12 protein-coding genes are annotated in these 16,114 nt (G+C 61.2%); 2 read left to right on the top strand and 10 right to left on the bottom strand.

The genetic code is table 11. The annotated features are described in order from the left end of the window. Position 1 precedes the first annotated feature (1 nt). Positions 2-832, top strand: a complete 831-nt coding sequence (locus IVA82_RS37040) for a creatininase family protein (protein WP_247388319.1) — start codon at positions 2-4, stop codon at positions 830-832. 108 nt (positions 833-940) lie between these two features. Beyond that, positions 941-2,563 carry a CocE/NonD family hydrolase gene (locus IVA82_RS37035; protein ID WP_247388318.1) on the top strand — a complete coding sequence of 541 codons (1,623 nt, stop codon included), beginning with the start codon at positions 941-943 and terminating at the stop codon, positions 2,561-2,563. A gap of 615 nt (positions 2,564-3,178) precedes the next feature. Here IVA82_RS37035 and phaC read toward each other — a convergent pair. From phaC to phbB, 10 genes are all read right to left on the bottom strand, one after another. Further along, on the bottom strand, positions 3,179-4,852 hold the full coding sequence (gene phaC, locus IVA82_RS37030; protein WP_247388360.1) for a class I poly(R)-hydroxyalkanoic acid synthase: 1,674 nt from the start codon (positions 4,850-4,852) through the stop codon (positions 3,179-3,181). 151 nt (positions 4,853-5,003) lie between these two features. Then, entirely contained in the window at positions 5,004-6,377 is a 1,374-nt protein-coding gene (locus IVA82_RS37025) for a sigma-54 dependent transcriptional regulator (RefSeq protein WP_247388317.1), read from the bottom strand. Continuing rightward, positions 6,367-8,259 (bottom strand): ATP-binding protein, encoded by a 1,893-nt coding sequence (locus IVA82_RS37020; RefSeq protein WP_247388316.1) that lies wholly within the window; start codon positions 8,257-8,259, stop codon positions 6,367-6,369. The genes IVA82_RS37025 and IVA82_RS37020 overlap by 11 nt, the downstream gene beginning before the upstream one ends. Beyond that, on the bottom strand, positions 8,252-9,256 hold the full coding sequence (locus IVA82_RS37015; RefSeq protein ID WP_247388315.1) for a cytochrome d ubiquinol oxidase subunit II: 1,005 nt from the start codon (positions 9,254-9,256) through the stop codon (positions 8,252-8,254). The genes IVA82_RS37020 and IVA82_RS37015 overlap by 8 nt, the downstream gene beginning before the upstream one ends. Further along, the gene (locus IVA82_RS37010; RefSeq protein WP_247388314.1) at positions 9,253-10,644 is read right to left on the bottom strand and encodes a cytochrome ubiquinol oxidase subunit I; all 1,392 of its coding nucleotides are present in this window, start codon (positions 10,642-10,644) and stop codon (positions 9,253-9,255) included. The genes IVA82_RS37015 and IVA82_RS37010 overlap by 4 nt, the downstream gene beginning before the upstream one ends. 88 nt (positions 10,645-10,732) lie before the next feature. Beyond that, positions 10,733-12,055, bottom strand: coding sequence for an NAD(P)/FAD-dependent oxidoreductase (locus tag IVA82_RS37005; protein WP_247388313.1), 1,323 nt, complete (start codon positions 12,053-12,055; stop codon positions 10,733-10,735). 45 nt (positions 12,056-12,100) lie between these two features. Further along, positions 12,101-14,383: an NADP-dependent malic enzyme gene (locus IVA82_RS37000; protein WP_247388312.1), complete on the bottom strand. Its 2,283-nt coding sequence runs from the start codon at positions 14,381-14,383 to the stop codon at positions 12,101-12,103. Between the two features lie 74 nt (positions 14,384-14,457). Continuing rightward, positions 14,458-14,883, bottom strand: coding sequence for a TIGR01841 family phasin (gene phaP, locus IVA82_RS36995; protein ID WP_247388311.1), 426 nt, complete (start codon positions 14,881-14,883; stop codon positions 14,458-14,460). An 11-nt stretch (positions 14,884-14,894) separates the two neighbouring features. After that, positions 14,895-15,347 (bottom strand): acyl-CoA thioesterase, encoded by a 453-nt coding sequence (locus IVA82_RS36990; RefSeq protein ID WP_247388310.1) that lies wholly within the window; start codon positions 15,345-15,347, stop codon positions 14,895-14,897. A 7-nt stretch (positions 15,348-15,354) separates the two neighbouring features. Beyond that, positions 15,355-16,080 (bottom strand): acetoacetyl-CoA reductase, encoded by a 726-nt coding sequence (phbB, locus tag IVA82_RS36985; protein ID WP_247388309.1) that lies wholly within the window; start codon positions 16,078-16,080, stop codon positions 15,355-15,357. Between the last annotated feature and the right edge of the window lie 34 nt (positions 16,081-16,114).

Genomic DNA, 16,114 nt, shown 5'->3' with positions numbered 1-16,114 from the left:
AATGAAGCTAAGATCGCATTGGTGGTGGGACCTCTCCGCCGAGGATTTCCGCCGCCTTGATATGCGCAGGATTGTCGCTGTCCTGCCGGTCGGCGCTGTCGAACAACACGGGCCCCATTTGCCTGTTCGTGTTGATACCGCCATCGTCGACGGCATCCTGCAGCACGCGGTTGCGCGCATGGCCGACGACTTTCCGGCCCTGATCCTGCCAACGATGTCCATCGGCAAATCGAACGAACATTCCGCGTTCCCCGGCACGCTGACGCTTTCCGCGGAAACTCTGGGCCGTGTCTGGTACGAGGTCTGCGAAAGCATTCATAGAGCTGGGGTCCGCAAGGTCGTCTTCGTCAACTCGCATGGAGGGCAGCCGCAGGTCATGGAGATCGTCTGCCGCGAGTTGCGTGTCAGGCTGGGCATGCTGGCCGTCTCCTCGCAATGGTCGCGCTTCACGGATATGTCAGACCTGTTCACAGCCGCCGAACGCAAGCACGGCATCCACGGGGGCGAAATCGAAACGAGCGCGATGCTCTATCTGCATCCGGACCTCGTCGACATGGCGCTCGCGGAGGATTTCAGGTCGCTGTCTCAGACTTTGGAGACAGAATTCGAAATGCTCATGCCGGAGAGCAACTCAGTTGGCTTCGGCTGGCAAATGCAGGACATCAATCCAAAGGGAGCCTGCGGCAATGCGGTCCTCGCCGATGGTGAGCGAGGCCACACGGCTATCGACCGCGCGGCCGGTCGCTTGATCAAGCTGATCTCGGAGGTCGACGAATATCCGCTCTCACGAATAAGACCGACGGCGGACGTCACACCGTCGATCACCGGTTGAGGACGCCGTCACGCACCGCGGCTTGAGCGCATGAATTCACTTCGATGAGTTGAGACGATGTCAGCAAGGCCCCCTCGATTACCCGTCCTGCCGCCCAAAATTGAAACAATGACGTTGAAGGACGGCACACGGCTCGATGCAGACGTGTACCGTCCGGCGGCGCCTGGATCGTACCCGGTTCTGCTGCAGCGCCAGGCCTACAGCAGGCGCATCGCATGCAGCATCTGCTACGCGCATCCATCGTGGTACGCCTCACATGGCTATATCGTCGTGGTCCAGGACGTCAGGGGACGCGGCACGTCAGAGGGGACATTTAGGCCCGGTGAAACCGAAATCGAGGACGGCGCCGCGACGGTCGAATGGGCGGCACGTCTCGATGGCGCAAATGGCACTGTCGCGATGTACGGCTTTTCCTATCAAGCCTACAACCAGTTGCTTGCGGCGGCAGGAGACTGCCCCTCGCTGAAGGCCCTCGCGCCGGCGATGGGCCCGTGGAATCCGGCGCACTGGGCTTACGAGAACGGCGCCCTGCAGATGAAGCACATGATCGGCTGGGGCATTCAGATCACGGCAGAGGCAGCACGACGCGCAGGCGATGACGATGCCTTCAGCGCCCTTCAAGCCGCCTCAGGTAACATGCCGTTCAACGGCCCGATCGCGGCGATGCCACAGCTGCTGCAGAAGTACCGGCACTATTCGCATGTCATGGATTGGCTCGAGACGCCGGCCGATGCACCGTATTGGGACCGCATTTCACCCGAGACGAGCGTGGACACCATTCGCGCGCGCCATTTGCCGATGCTGTTTGTCGGAGGCTGGTTCGACCCGTTCCTGACGGCGACGATCAAGGCTTTCCGAGCACTCGCAACCAACAGTGAGGACACCAAGCTCGTCGTCGGCCCGTGGAGCCATTTTCCCTGGGCGCGCACGGTCGGCGCGGTCGACTTCGGGCCAGAGGCGCAGCGCAACGTCGACATCGATCACATCCGGTTCTTTGATCGTGTTCTCAAGAGGCTACCGAGCGAGGAGCAACGCGGAGGGATCGAGCTGTTCGACATGGGGCTGAGAACATGGCGGCGGTATCAAGATCTGCCGGACAGCACGCACGACCTGTTTCTGGGCGGCACGGGTCGGACGTCGATGGACACGCGAGATGGCGCTCTCAGCCCTCGACAGAATGCGGAGGACAATGTCGAGCACATCGTGCATGACCCGTGGCGGCCCGCGCCGACCATCGGCGGCTATTACGGTGTGCCGGCTGGTCCGGTCGATCGCCGCGTCACCGACGAACGCGGCGACGTCGTGACCTTCACAACGGAAGCCCTTGAGCGCGAGATCGAGGTGGCCGGTGAACCCGAAGTCGAACTCGACCTGAGCTGCGATCGCCCCAGCTTCGACCTCTCCTGCATCCTTTCGCTCGTGACCCTTCTTGATGAGAGGATACTTCAGATTTCGAGCGGCTATGCACACTATCGCAGTGCGACGCCGGGACGATACCGGCTCAAACTGGCGGCCACCTGTGCAACGCTCAAGAAGGGTGAACGGCTGCGGCTCTCCATTGCGGGAGCAGACTATCCGGCCTATCCCGTAAATCCCGGAACCGGTGAGGATCCGGTCAGTTCCCCGAAGACACATGCCGTCGTGACGACAATTGCGCTCTGGCATGGCCCATCGCGGCCATCGCTGCTCCGGCTGCCTGTTGGGCCGGGCTCCGAGATCGTCTCGATGTGACTCGGATTAGCCCGCCTTGCCCTGCTGCGACATCCCGATCTGCCCTATCGACCAGATGCGAGAAGCGGCGCGGATATCGCGGCGAACCATAAGCGCCGTCGCTCACTGCAACAGCCCCCAGACTCATGGTGTCATGACCGAGGTCCAACGATCTTCTGCAAATATCGATTTCGTGATGGTGGGCGCTCCATGGGTCGAACCTTGGACCCGCTGATTAAGAGACACGGTACCGCCATTGATTTCTCAAGAGAATTTTTCCAATTGGCCAACATCCGACCGCCGCAGATCAACGGCTTACAGGGAAAACTCCAACTGCGAGTGCGCTTGGTTTGGCGCGTCACACTACTATCGTTCGCGTCGTCTCGCGAGTTGCCAGTTCCGCATTTTGCATTTTCGAGGTGCTTCTGCGCCGAAGGATGCCCATGCGGTACCCACGGGGAAGTGTAGGCCCGGCCGATTGCTCAAATTGAACAAGGATCAATCCGGAGTTCGCCGCGTTGAAAATTCGACGCTTCTGCTGGCTCATGAATCGGTCCAGTCCATCATGGGCAAGTTTGAGCTAGCTTCAGCCATACTGCGGCAATTAAATCAGACGCTTGCTCGCAATTGATGTTCTCAGTTCGCCTTCGCCTTCACGTATCGACCCGGTGCGGATTCGCCTGGAGGATAGAGGTTGCTGCCGAGCTGCATCCGCGCCGGTAGCTGCTCTTCCGCCAACGGCTTGAGCCAGGCGAACCAGTCGTTCCACCAACTGCCCGGCTTTTCGTCCGCGCTCGCCAGCCATGCCGCCGAGTCGTCGCATCGTTGGTCTGACACCCAAAAACTCCGTTTGTTCTTCGATGCCGGATTGATCACGCCCGCAATATGCCCGCTCGCTCCGAGAACAAAACGAACATCACCCCTGAAGAGGCCCGTCGTTCGATAGGCGGATCGCCAGGGCACGATGTGATCCTCGATGGTCGCCAGAACGTAAGCTGGCAGATCGACCCGCCCCAAATCCACGGACGTGCCGCACATCGTCAGCCGGTTCGGTACCCGAAGATTGTTCTCCAGGTACATATTCCGGATGTACCAGCAATACATCGGTCCCGGCAGGTTGGTCACATCGGCGTTCCAGAACAGAAGGTCGAAACGCTCGGGCGACTTTCCCTTCAGATAATTGTTGATAACGTTCGGCCATATCAGCTCTTTCGAACGCAGGGTCTGGAAGACGAATCCCAACTCGGCGCCGCGATAGATGCCGCCATTGCCGATCGTCTGCTCACGCTGGCGCACGCTCTCTTCATCCACGAACACGCCGAGGTCGCCCGGCTCGCGGAAATCGAGCATCGTCGTCAGCAATGTCACGCTGGCGACCGAGTCGTCGTCGCGCGTCCGCAGGATCGCAAGCGCCGACGAAAGAATCGTTCCGCCGACGCACCAGCCGACCACGTTCACCTTGTCGGCGCCGGAAATCGATCTGCTGATCTCGATGGCGCGCATGGCGCCATGTTCGACGTAGTCATCCCATTCGAAATGCCCGCACGAGTCATCCGGGTTCCGCCAGGAAACGACGAACACCGTCATGCCGTGCTCGACCGCAAACCGGACAAAGGAATTGGCCGGCTGCAGGTCGAGAATGTAGAACTTGTTGATGCAAGGCGGCACGATCAGTAATGGCCGAACGGCCACCTGCTCTGTCGTCGGTTCATATTGAATCAGTTGGAACAGATCGTTTTCGAATACGACAGCGCCGCGGGACGCCGCGACGTTCTTTCCGACCTCGAAAGCGCTCTCGTCCGTGATCGTCAGGCTGCCCTTGCCAAGATCCGACATCAAATTGCTCAGCCCGGCCGTGAGGCTTTGACCATCGGTGTCGGTCGCAAGCTTTATGACATCAGGATTGGTGACGATGAAATTGGTCGGACTCATCGCTTCCACGAGCTGGCGCGTGAAGAAACGCAGCCGGTGCTTTTCCTTCTCGTCCATGTCCAGCGCTTCGACGAAGTCGGTGCAATAGCGCGAATTCAGGAGATAGCATTGCTTCAGCAGGCTATGCAGCGAGTTCTCCCGCCATTCCGTGGCGTTGAACCTGCGATCGCCGCGTGCAGGTTCGACGCCGCCTTCGACCGGCGCACCCGCAGCCGATTTGATGACCTGGTCGGTGAGCTGGTACAGGTGCCTCAGATAGTCGGCCTGCAACCCGGCGATTTTCGCCGGCGAACTCGCGGCCGCGGCAGGCGCGGCACCGTCGCGATCGGCGCTTGGGATCCATCCCAGCGAACGCCAAAGGCTCGCGCCAGCCTTCATGAACCCTTCGACGAATTCGTCAGGCACGTTGAACGGTCGGTTCATCACTATCCCTCACTCCAGAAAATGAACTACTGGCTCCGTTTCCTGTAACGGACGGCTTCGTGCTGGCTGTCCTTCCTTATCTGGGCGCATCGGGCCGGTTTGGCCGTCAGCCCCGCGCCAACGACGGCGCTTCCCTGATCCCGTCAACGTTCACGGAAAGGCGCTTGATCTTGTCGTACAGCGTCTGCTTCGGGATACCTAGGATCGCGGCGGTCGCCTGAACGTCGCCCTGCTTGCGCCGCAATGCGTCCTCGATGATCGATCGCTCGATGTTTTCCAATTGCCGCGGCAAGGCCAGATCCGAGGCGCTGAACCCCGATTTGTTGATGGCCTTGCCATCGAGCACCCCGAGCACGAAGCGATCGGCGACGTTACGAAGCTCCCGTACGTTTCCCGGCCATGAATAGGCTAGCAGGGCAGATAGCGTCTGTTCGTCCAGCATGGGCGCGTCACGCGCGAACCGCCCGGCGGCATCCAGCGTGAAGTGTTCGAACAACAGTGGAATGTCTTCGCGCCGCTCGCGAAGCGGCGGCAATTCGATGAAGGCGACGCCGAGGCGATAGTAAAGATCGGCGCGAAACAGCTTCTTTTCGCTCAACTCCAACAAATTCGTCTTGCTCGCTGCCACAACCCGGCAGTCCACCGCGATTGGCTTGTTCGTCCCGACTCGCTCGATCGACCGATCCTGCAGCGACCTCAGCAACTTCACCTGTACGCTCGGCGGCATGCTCTCGATTTCGTCGAGGAACAACGTTCCGCCATTGGCATATTCGATCTTTCCGATGCGCTGACGGGACGCGCCGGTGAATGCTCCCACCTCGTGGCCGAACAACTCGCTCTCGACCAGAGATTCAGGAAGACCGCCGCAATTCACCGGGACATAATTGCCGCCGCTTCGCGCGCTGTGATTATGCAGGCAACGCGCGACGACATCCTTGCCGGTTCCGGTCTCGCCATAGATCGTGACGTCGACATTGGCCGCGGCCAACGTCGAAACTAGCCGGCGCACTTGCTGTATTTGCGGCGAGCGGCCGAGCAGGTTCGCCTCAATACCGTGACGGTCCGCAAGCGCCGACCGCAGCGAGCGCACCTCGAGCGTCAGCCGCCGCTTTTCGGCCGCTCTACGCACCACCGAGACGAGCTGCTCCGAGGTGCATGGTTTCTCGATAAAATCGTAGGCGCCGTTTCGCATCGCCTGCACGGCCATGGAAATATCGCCATGCCCGGTGATCAGGATCACCGGCAGATCCTGATCCAGCCTGCGCAGATCGGCTTGCCATTCAAGGCCGCTCTTGCCGCGCAGGCGGACGTCGCAGACCACGACAAAGGGCATGTCGGAGCGCATGGATGCGTTGGCGGTCTCGACCGACGCAAATCCCGAGACCGAAAACCCCGCAAGCTCGAGAGCCTGAACGCCGCCGATCCGGACATCGTCGTCGTCCTCGACGTAGATCACGCCAATCGATTGGTCATCGCCCATGCGAAGCCACCTTTGTTATGTCAGCCAACGGAAGGATCACGACGAATTCGGCACCATCCGGAAGATTCCGCGCGCGCAATTCGCCCCCAAAGGTTCGCGCGATGTGGTTGGAGAGCATCAGACCGAGTCCAAGCCCCTTGCCCGCAGGCTTGGTCGTCACAAAAGGCTCGAACATGCGCTGCAGAACATCGGAGGCGATCGCAGGACCGCTGTTGCTGATGGCGATGCGGCAGCGGGCCGCTTGCCCGTCTTCCTTGGTTGCCCGGATCGCAATCGACTTTCGCTCGGCGCTCTCCACGGCATCCAGCGCATTCGCCACAATGTTGCAGAGCAGCTGCTCAAGCCGGATTTGATCGGCAATGACGGTGAGACCAGCGTCAATGTTCGACTCGACGGCGACGCCGCCCTCCTTGATGCGCGCGGCAAGTATCTTGAGCGATTCAGCCACGGCGTGTTCGACAGAGACGGTGTCAAGCGGGCTGCTTGACTTGTAGGCGAAAACCCGCAGCTGACTAGTCAGGCGTCCGAGTCTGCGTACCAGTTCGCCGATGCGGGTGAGGTTGCCGCGGGCATCGCCGATCGACCCGCGATCGACAAGCAATATCGCGTTGTCGGCCGCAGTCTGCAGCGCAGCCAAGGGCTGGTTCAATTCATGGACAATTCCGGCCGACATCTGACCGAGGGCAGCCAGCTTGCCGGAATGGATCAGTTCATCTTGCGTGGCCCGCAGTTCCGCCGTTCGTTCCTGCACCCGGGTCTCGAGCATGTCGTTCGCCGCCTGCAACGCCGCCTGATTGGCCAGACGTTGCTTGGTCTCTCTCCTGCGCTGCAGGACGAGACCAAGCGCCAGCAGGGCCGCGATGGTGGCAAGACCCGACGTCGCACCCATGATGCGCGCGGTCTGCCGTGTCGGTGCCTCATCGTCGAGCAGAACAAGTTTCCACAGATCGTGATTGATCGGTTGCTCGCTGATTGTATAGGCAGCTCCGTTCTCTGCGGTGACGCGGGCAGCGCCGTCCGAAAACTGCGCGACAAAATTCCATCCGAGCGGCTTCAGCTCGTGGTTGCCGTATGGTTTGGATCGCGAAATCTCCTCATGCATCTGAGGCGACAGCGCCGCCATAGGTCGAAAGCGCCACTCGTCGCGCGAGGCAAGGATGGCGACCCGGCGCTCGTCAAGCAGAATGATGTCGCGGTCAAACTCGCGCCACGCGCGCTCAAACGAATCCAGATTGGCCTTGACGGTGGCGATACCCCTCGTCTCTCCGCCCCGCTTCAGGGCATAGGAGAGATAGTAGCCGGCGCGGGCGCTGGTAATGCCGACGCCGAAAAACGCCCCTCGACCGCGGGAGAGCGCTTCGCTCACATAGGGGCGATAGGACAGGTTCTCACCGAACGGCGTACCCGGCTGGTCGAAATCGGCGGCCGCCAGCGTCGCACCGGAAACACCCAGGACATAGAGATTGTCGGCTCCGGCCAGCAGATTGATCGACTTCAAGTACTGGCTGACGGTGTGCTGCAGTGCAGGGTTAGGATCGGCCAGCACCTGGAAGACGCTGGGCGACGTCTCGAGCAAGGACGGAAGATACTCGAAACGCGAAAGATAACCGTCGAGCCGAGCCGATTCCACGGTCAGCCGCTGCTGGGCGGCGGAGCGCAAATGGTCCAGGCCCCGCTGGAAAGCCACGGCATATCCAAGCCAAGAAGCGGCCGCGACCAGCGCGAGACCTGCAGCGCCGCGAACCAGCCAGCCCGTGAAACTGGATGCCACCAAATTGGCTTTGGGCTTCCCCCTGACGTCCAGTAGCGATGGAAGGTCCGTCATCTCGGGAACCAGGAAAATCCGGAGCGCGCCAGCCACGACGGACGACCGCTCATGCATAGTCTAACTCTATGGTCTTGCCCCGGAATACGCGATAGGAAAATCCGGTGTAGGCGATAATGACGGGCAGCGTCACGCACACACCGATCAGGATGACCTTGAGGGCTTCGGGACTGCTGGCCGCCTGCCAGACGGTCAGCTTATCGATCACCACGAAGGGATAGATGCTGTAGCTGAGGCCGAGGAAGCTCAGCACGAAGACCAACACGAGCAAGGCGAAAGGCAGCCAGCACAGGCTGCCGCGCACGGCGGGCGAGCCGAGTAGAAGGCGCACCGCCATGAGCGCGATCCCCGTCGTGATCGGAATCGACGCCACCGCGATCATCGCCGGCAGGGCAAACCACCTGGCGCGAACGGTCTCGCTGATCCAGGGTGTTGCCATCGAAATCAGGATCAGGCCAAGCACCATGGGCGGCCAGGCGATCTTGCTCCATTCGATCGCCTTGTGCTGGAGTTCGCCATCCGTCTTCATCACCAGCCACGTCGCGCCGAGCAGCGCGTAGGCCATCGGCAGCGCGATCGCGATTGCCGCAGCAAAGATCGGATAATTCCAGCCCTCACCAAAACCGCTGATGTAGCGGCCGAGCATCCAGCCCTGACATACCGATGCCAGCATCGATCCGGCAATGAGCAGGCGGTCCCAATTTGCCTTCCCGCTCGCCTTGCCCTTGACCCTGAAGTCGAAGGCGGCGCCGCGCAGGATCACGCCAACCAGCATCAGCGCGGTCGGCAGGTACAATTCCGACAGCACCAGTCCATGCGCCTTGGGGAAAGCGACAAGCAGCAGACCGACGCCCAGAACCAGCCACGTTTCATTGGCGTCCCAGAACGGGCCGATCGACGCGACCATGGTATCCCGCTCCTCGGGTGTCGCCCGATGCATCAGCATGCCGACGCCGAGATCGTATCCATCGCTCACGACATAGACCAGCAGCGACACGCCCATCAGCCCGATAAAGATCAGCGGAAGCAGTTCGTCGAATGACATCGCGATCATGCGAATTCCCCCTGGCGCTGAATTTGGCGCGAGCCGTCTGCAAGGTCCGCCGGCACGATTCCGCCCGCGATCTTCTCCGCGGTTTCCGACATGTATTTCAGCACGCCGACATAGGCCGCGAGCAGCGCCAGATAGAGCGCAATGTAGATGGCGAGCGTCAGGGCAACACTCGTCGACGGGACGCGCGAGGCGACGTCGCTGGTTCGAATAAGGCCGGCAACGATGAAGGGCTGGCGCCCGATCTCCGTGACGTACCATCCGGCAATGGTCGCAACCCAGCCGGCAAAGGTCATTGCCGCGAACAGCGTGAGCATCGGCCGCGGCATTGCTGTGAAATCCCAGCGATCGCGCCAGTGGCGCCACAGGCCGAACCAGCTCACCAGCAGCATCAGGATGCCGGTCCCCACCATGATCCGAAAACACCAGAACACCGGAAAGACCGGCGGATGGGCCGATGGGAACTCGTTCAGTCCCTTGATTTCGCCGTCAGGATCGTGCCGTAGGATCAGGCTAGCAAGTTTTGGAATTGCCACTTCGAAGCGGTTGATCTTCGCCGCGTCGTCCGGGATCGCGAACAGCAACAGCGGAACGCCCCGCGCCGTCTCCCAGACACCTTCCATCGCCGCGATCTTCTGCGGCTGGTGCTTGAGTGTGTTGAGCCCGTGAAAGTCACCCGCCACCATCTGCGCCGGCGCCACAATCGCAGCAAGGATCAGCCCGGTCCGCAGCACGCGCGAGGCACTGGCGGTCGCGACGCCCTTGAGAAGCTGCCATGCACTAATCCCGATCAGCAGGAACGCGCAAGTCAAAGCCGATGCCAGCATCATATGGACGAAGCGATACGGAAAGGACGGATTGAAGACGATCTCCAGCCAGTTCTGTGCGTGAAACTGGCCATCGACGATTTCGTAGCCCGCCGGCGTCTGCATCCAAGAATTCAAGGCCAGGATCCAGAACGCGCTTAGCATGGTGCCGAACGCGACCAGGACGGTCGATCCTAGATGGATCACTTCCCCGACCCGGCGGTGGCCGAACAGCATCACGCCGAGAAAGCCGGCTTCCAGAAAAAAAGCGGTCAGCACTTCATAACCGAGCAGCGGGCCAGCGATATTGCCGACGCGCTCCATGTAGCCCGGCCAGTTGGTGCCGAACTGGAAGCTCATGGTGACGCCACTGACGACCCCGAGCGCGAACGTCAGTGCGAATATCTTGGTCCACATCCGGTAGGCGCGGAGCCAATCCATCTTCTGCTGCAGATCGGTCGCACGCAGATGCTTCAGCCGGAAGAACAGCAGCACCCAGCCCAGCGCGATCGAAATCGAAGGAAACAGGATATGAAACGTGATATTGGCGGCGAACTGGATGCGCGCAAGGAACACAACGTCCATCAGCATTCCCTCCAGGTTCGGCGCAGCGCCCACCGCCAATCAAGTGCACAACGGCCGATACCGCACCCGTGCCGTTCGTGCCTTGCAATCAATGGAGCTTCACGTGCGGCTCGGTGCGCCGGGTGATCAGGCGGGCCAGCGTGTCGAGCGCCACCTTCACCGAACCATGCAGCGCGTGTTCGTGCATCTTGTAGAGCGACAGATACATCATCCTTGCGAAGATGCCTGCGAAGACCAGGTTGCCGCCGACGAGCGCCCCCATCATCGAGCCGACCGTGCTGAATTCGCCGAGCGACACCAGTGATCCGAAGTCGCGGTACCGATAGGACTTGAGAGGATGACGCCCGAGATACCGTGGAATCTGTGAATAGAGGTGGGACGCCTGCTGATGAGCCGCCTGCGCCCGAGGCGGCACATTGCCATGTTTTCCCCATGAGCAGGCCGAGCAGTCGCCGATGGCGAAAATATTGTCGTCACGGGTTGTTTGCAGCGTCGGCCGAACAACGAGCTGATTGATGCGATTCGTTTCGATGCCGGCGATATCCTTCAGGAGATCCGGCGCCTTCACGCCCGCGGCCCAGACGATCAATTCGGCCGGGATCGTCCGGCCATCCGTCAGATTGACCCGGTCGGCGCCGACCTCGGAGACCTTGGCGCCGACCAACACATTAACCCCGAGCTTGGCCAGTAATTTTTCCGTCTCGCTCGACACCCGTTCCGGCAACGCTGGAAGCACCCGTTCGGCGGCTTCGATCAAGGTGATCTTGATGTCCTTCTGCGGATCGACCTGATCCAGGCCATACGCGACCACTTCGCGCGTCGTTCGGTGCAGTTCGGCCGCAAGCTCTACCCCGGTCGCGCCGGCTCCGATGATCGCGACCTTCAACTGGTGCGCTCCCAGCGGCAACGATTGGGCATGCGCACGGATGCACGCATTGACCATTCTTTCGTGGAACCGTCTCGCATCGCTGTGCGAATCGAGCTTGATTGCATGGTCCACGACGCCAGGCGTGCCAAAGTCGTTGTTCTGACTTCCGATGGCGATGACAAGGACATCATAGCCAAAGGTCCGCTTCGGCGTGACCTCGCGGCCCTCGGCGTCGAAGTACGGCGCCACCAGCACCTGACGGCGATCCCGATCGATCCCGGTCATCTCCCCAATGCGGTAGCGAAAGCCGTGCCAGTAGGATTGCGCAAGATAGTCGACCTCGTGGGCCGAGATATCCATGCTCCCCGCGGCAATTTCGTGAAGCTTCGGCTTCCACACATGCGTGCGGCTTCGCTCGATCAGCGTGATATCGAGTTTTCCCCTGCGTCCGTATTTATCGCCCAGGCGCGTCGCAAGCTCCAATCCGCCGGCTCCGCCTCCGACGATCACAATCCTGGATGTTGCCAACTGCGGCTCACTCATGATGGCCTCAACCGATCGAGTTCTTTTCCAACCGCGTCTTGCCGATCAAGCCCGCTCCGAAATGGCGTCTGCGACCGCGACGGCAGCCATGTTCACGATACGCCGAACTGTGGACGATGGCGTCAGGATATGGGCCGGCTTTGCCGCCCCGAGCAAAATGCCGCCCACCGTCAGTCCCTGCCCCGCCGCCATCCGCAACAAATTGTAGGAGATGTTGGCGGCGTCTAGATTCGGCATCACCAGCACATTCGCTGGTCCTTCGAAATCGGTGTCGGGAAACTCGTGATCAAGCACCGACCGCGATAGCGCGGCATCCCCGCGCATCTCGCCCTCAACGGCCAGATCGGGCGACCGCTCGCGAATGATGGCGCGCGCCTCCCGCATCTTGTGCGCTTCCGCGACGGCCGAGCTGCCAAAGCTCGAATGCGACATCAACCCCACCCTCGGCGTGATGCCGAACCGCCTGACCTCGGCGGCCGCCAACAACGCAATATCGGCGACCTGCTCGGCGGTCGGATTGAGATTGCAGTGCGTGTCGCAAATGAACAGCTGATGCTTTGGGAGAATGAGCATCTGCATCACGGCGAGCGTGCGCACGCCGTCCCGGGTCCCTATTACGTGGCTTATGGCCGTGAGGTGACTGGCGGTCCTTCCGATGACCCCGCACAGCATGGCATCGCCAATGCCCCTCTCGAGCAGGATCGACGCGAGCACCGTCGCGTCGCTCCGCGTCTCCGACAGGGCCAGCGCGGCCGACACGCCATCACGCTTTCTGCGCGCATGATACACTTCCGCGGACTTGGAATAGACCTGCGCATCATGTGGATCGATAATCTCGCAGTCGCTGCCTGGCTTGAGCCGGAGACCGAAGGCCTTGATCCGCTCTTCGATCGTCGAAGGCCGGCCGAGCAGCAGCGGCCGGGCAATGCTCTCGTCAGCGATGACCTGTGCTGCGCGCAGCACACGCTCGTCCTCGCCTTCCGCCAGAAGCAGCGATTTGCCGCTTCCCTTGGCCAAGGAGAAGACCGGCTGCATCGCGTTTCCGGACTGGTAGACGAACCGGGCGAGCTTCTGACGATAGGCCTCCATATCGAGGATCGGACGCCTGGCAACGCCGGTGTCGGCAGCGGCCTTGGCCACCGCCGGCGCGATCATTTCGATGAGCCGCGGGTCGAACGGCTTCGGAATGAGATAGTCGCGGCCGAAGCGCAGCCCCTCCCCCTTGTAAGCGGCGGCGACCACCTCGGGCACCTCCGCCATGGTCAAATCCGCGAGTGCGCGTACCGTCGCGAGCTTCATCTCCTCATTGATCGTGGTCGCCCCGCAGTCCAGCGCACCTCTGAAGATGAACGGAAAGCACAGCACATTGTTGATCTGGTTGGGGTAGTCGGAACGCCCTGTCCCTATGATCGCGTCGGGACGAACGGCCAGCGCATCCTCCGGCATGATTTCGGGGATCGGGTTGGCCATGGCGAAAATCAACGGATCTCGCGCCATCTTCTTGACCATGTCGGGCGTGAGCACGTTGCCGGCCGACAGACCGAGGAAAATGTCCGTATACTGGATGATCTGGTCCAGCTTTCGCGCGTCCGTCGTTACGGCGTAGCGCGCCTTGTTGTCGTCCATGCCTTCGGTGCGGCCGGCATACACCACGCCCTTCGCATCGGTCACGATGATATTATCGTGTCGCAGCCCGAGACTGACGATGAGATCGAGACAGGCAAGCGCCGCTGCACCGGCGCCGGAGCAAACCAGCTTGACGTCAGCGATGTCCTTTTTCACCAGCTTCAGCCCGTTGAGGATCGCGGCCGCCGCGATGATCGCGGTGCCGTGCTGGTCGTCGTGAAAGACGGGAATCTTCATTCGGGCGCGCAGCTTCTGTTCGATGTAGAAGCACTCCGGCGCCTTGATGTCCTCCAGATTGATGCCGCCGAAGGTCGGCTCCATCCTGACGATCGTTTCGATCAACGCGTCAGGATCGTTCTCGGCGAGTTCGATATCGAATACGTCGATTCCGGCGAACTTCTTGAACAGGCACGCCTTGCCTTCCATGACCGGCTTGCTCGCAAGCGGGCCAATATTGCCGAGACCAAGCACAGCGGTGCCGTTGGTGATGACTGCCACGAGGTTGCTGCGCGCCGTCAGTTCATCGGCCTGCAAGGGATCCTTGGCGATGACCAGGCAAGGTTCCGCCACGCCGGGTGAATACGCCAGGGCCAGATCGCGCTGCGTTGCCATGGACGTCGTTGGCACGACGGAGATCTTCCCCGGCGTCGGCAGGCGATGATACTCGAGTGCGGCTTCCCTCAGATCCTGATCCTGATCCATGATATTCCCCGATTCTACTGTTGGTTCGAGAGGCGATGCGCCTCTCTCCTGCTTCTGCTCGGCCGGCGGGGCCTTCACGCACTTCCGCCACGGGTGCGCATCACGGCCATCCCTTCCTCGAAGCGTCGACGCATTATTTCGATCGTCTGCTTCTGGGACTCGGCCGCGGTCTCGGCGAGCTGGCGCATGTTGGAGATGGCTTTTTCAAATCCCTGCCTGGCGATTTCACTGCGCCGCCCCGCAACGGTTTCGTTGCTGGCCTCGGCAGCGATCGCCTTCATGGTTTCCTGGAAAACCTCGGTCTGCCGTGCCATCAGGTTCCGCCAGCTCTCGTATGCCGAACGATTGACCTCGGTGAGCGCGTCGATGTTTTTCTTCTCCATATCGATCAACGACATCATGTCGACGCCGCTGATCTGGCAGGATTCGATGAGCTTGGCGAAGTCGAACCCCGGGAGACCCCAGTCGGCTGCGCTCGGCGTTGACTTGTTGTCGGACACGTCCGTCTCCTTCATGAGTGATTGGTGCGGTGATTTGTGGTGGCGGCGTCGGTCACGTTGACTTCCCTTGGCGGCTGATCGGGTCTGAGGTCTGCAATGGGTGTCGGCCGTCCTTCGGCATCGAGCGCGACGAACGTAAAGATGCCTTCGGTCACCTTCACACGGTCCCCCAGGCGGCGGCGCAGCGCCCAGGCTTCCAGGCGGATCGCCAGCGATGTCCGCCCGACACGCTCGGCCGCTGCGTAGACGCAGAGAACGTCTCCGACCTGGACCGGCTTGATGAAATGCATCGCCTCGATCGCAACCGTCGCGACCCGCCCCTGCGCACGCTGACCGGCATGGATGCCACCCGCGATATCCATTTGGGAAAGCACCCAGCCGCCGAAGATGTCGCCACTCGGATTTGCGTCCGCAGGCATGGCGAGCGTTCGCGTCGTCAGGTCCCCTTGTGGCTGCGTCGACATCGGCACCTCAGACCATGCTCTGGCCGCCGTTGGCGGATATCGTCGAACCCGTGATGAAGCCCGCATCGTCGGACGCCAGGAACAGGACCGTGCGCGCGATCTCGTGCGGCTCACCCAAACGGCCGACCGGGATCAGGGGAATAATGTTCTTGGCCACGATTTCCGGGTTGATCGCCTTGACCATCTCGGTGGCGATATAGCCGGGACAGATCGTATTGACGGTGATGCCGGAGCGAGCGCCCTCTTGCGCCAGTGCCTTCACAAAACCCATGTCACCCGCCTTGGCGGCGGAGTAGTTGACCTGGCCCATCTGGCCCTTCTGGCCGTTGATCGAGGAGATGCAGATCACACGGCCGAATTTGCGCTCGCGCATTCCTTCCCACACCGGCCGCGTCATGTTGAACAGCGAATTCAGATTGGTGTTGATGACCGCATACCATTGGTCCGGCGTCATCTTGTGGAACATGCCGTCCTTGGTGATCCCCGCGTTATTGACCAGCACGTCCACCGGACCGAGATCGGCCTCGACCTGCTTCAAGCCGGCGATGCAGGCGTCGTAGCTCGACACGTCCCATTTGTAGACGTTGATGCCGGTCTCGTTCTTGAACTTCGCCGCCGCTTCTTCATTTCCGGCATAGCTCGCAGCTACCTTATAGCCGGCCGCCTTGAGCGCGATCGAGATCGCCTCACCTATGCCTCGCGTTCCGCCGGTCACCACCGCAACTCTGGACATCGTTTCCTCCTGATCTTGGTCGGTTGTATTCGCC

This window comes from Bradyrhizobium sp. 142, assembly GCF_023074015.1.
In the GTDB taxonomy this organism is placed as follows: domain Bacteria; phylum Pseudomonadota; class Alphaproteobacteria; order Rhizobiales; family Xanthobacteraceae; genus Bradyrhizobium.
The sequence above is the reverse complement of the archived record's forward strand: the minus strand, read 5'-3'. Positions and strand labels throughout refer to the sequence as shown.

Bases quoted from the DNA above. Each gene is read 5' to 3' on its own strand.
- IVA82_RS37040 (WP_247388319.1), top strand. From the start codon at position 2: ATGAAGCTAAGATCGCATTGGTGGTGGGACCTCTCCGCCGAGGATTTC.
- IVA82_RS37035 (WP_247388318.1), top strand. From the start codon at position 941: ATGACGTTGAAGGACGGCACACGGCTCGATGCAGACGTGTACCGTCCG.
- phaC (WP_247388360.1), bottom strand. From the start codon at position 4,852: ATGAAGGCTGGCGCGAGCCTTTGGCGTTCGCTGGGATGGATCCCAAGC.
- IVA82_RS37025 (WP_247388317.1), bottom strand. From the start codon at position 6,377: ATGGGCGATGACCAATCGATTGGCGTGATCTACGTCGAGGACGACGAC.
- IVA82_RS37020 (WP_247388316.1), bottom strand. From the start codon at position 8,259: ATGCATGAGCGGTCGTCCGTCGTGGCTGGCGCGCTCCGGATTTTCCTG.
- IVA82_RS37015 (WP_247388315.1), bottom strand. From the start codon at position 9,256: ATGATCGCGATGTCATTCGACGAACTGCTTCCGCTGATCTTTATCGGG.
- IVA82_RS37010 (WP_247388314.1), bottom strand. From the start codon at position 10,644: ATGGACGTTGTGTTCCTTGCGCGCATCCAGTTCGCCGCCAATATCACG.
- IVA82_RS37005 (WP_247388313.1), bottom strand. From the start codon at position 12,055: ATGAGTGAGCCGCAGTTGGCAACATCCAGGATTGTGATCGTCGGAGGC.
- IVA82_RS37000 (WP_247388312.1), bottom strand. From the start codon at position 14,383: ATGGATCAGGATCAGGATCTGAGGGAAGCCGCACTCGAGTATCATCGC.
- IVA82_RS36990 (WP_247388310.1), bottom strand. From the start codon at position 15,347: ATGTCGACGCAGCCACAAGGGGACCTGACGACGCGAACGCTCGCCATG.
- phbB (WP_247388309.1), bottom strand. From the start codon at position 16,080: ATGTCCAGAGTTGCGGTGGTGACCGGCGGAACGCGAGGCATAGGTGAG.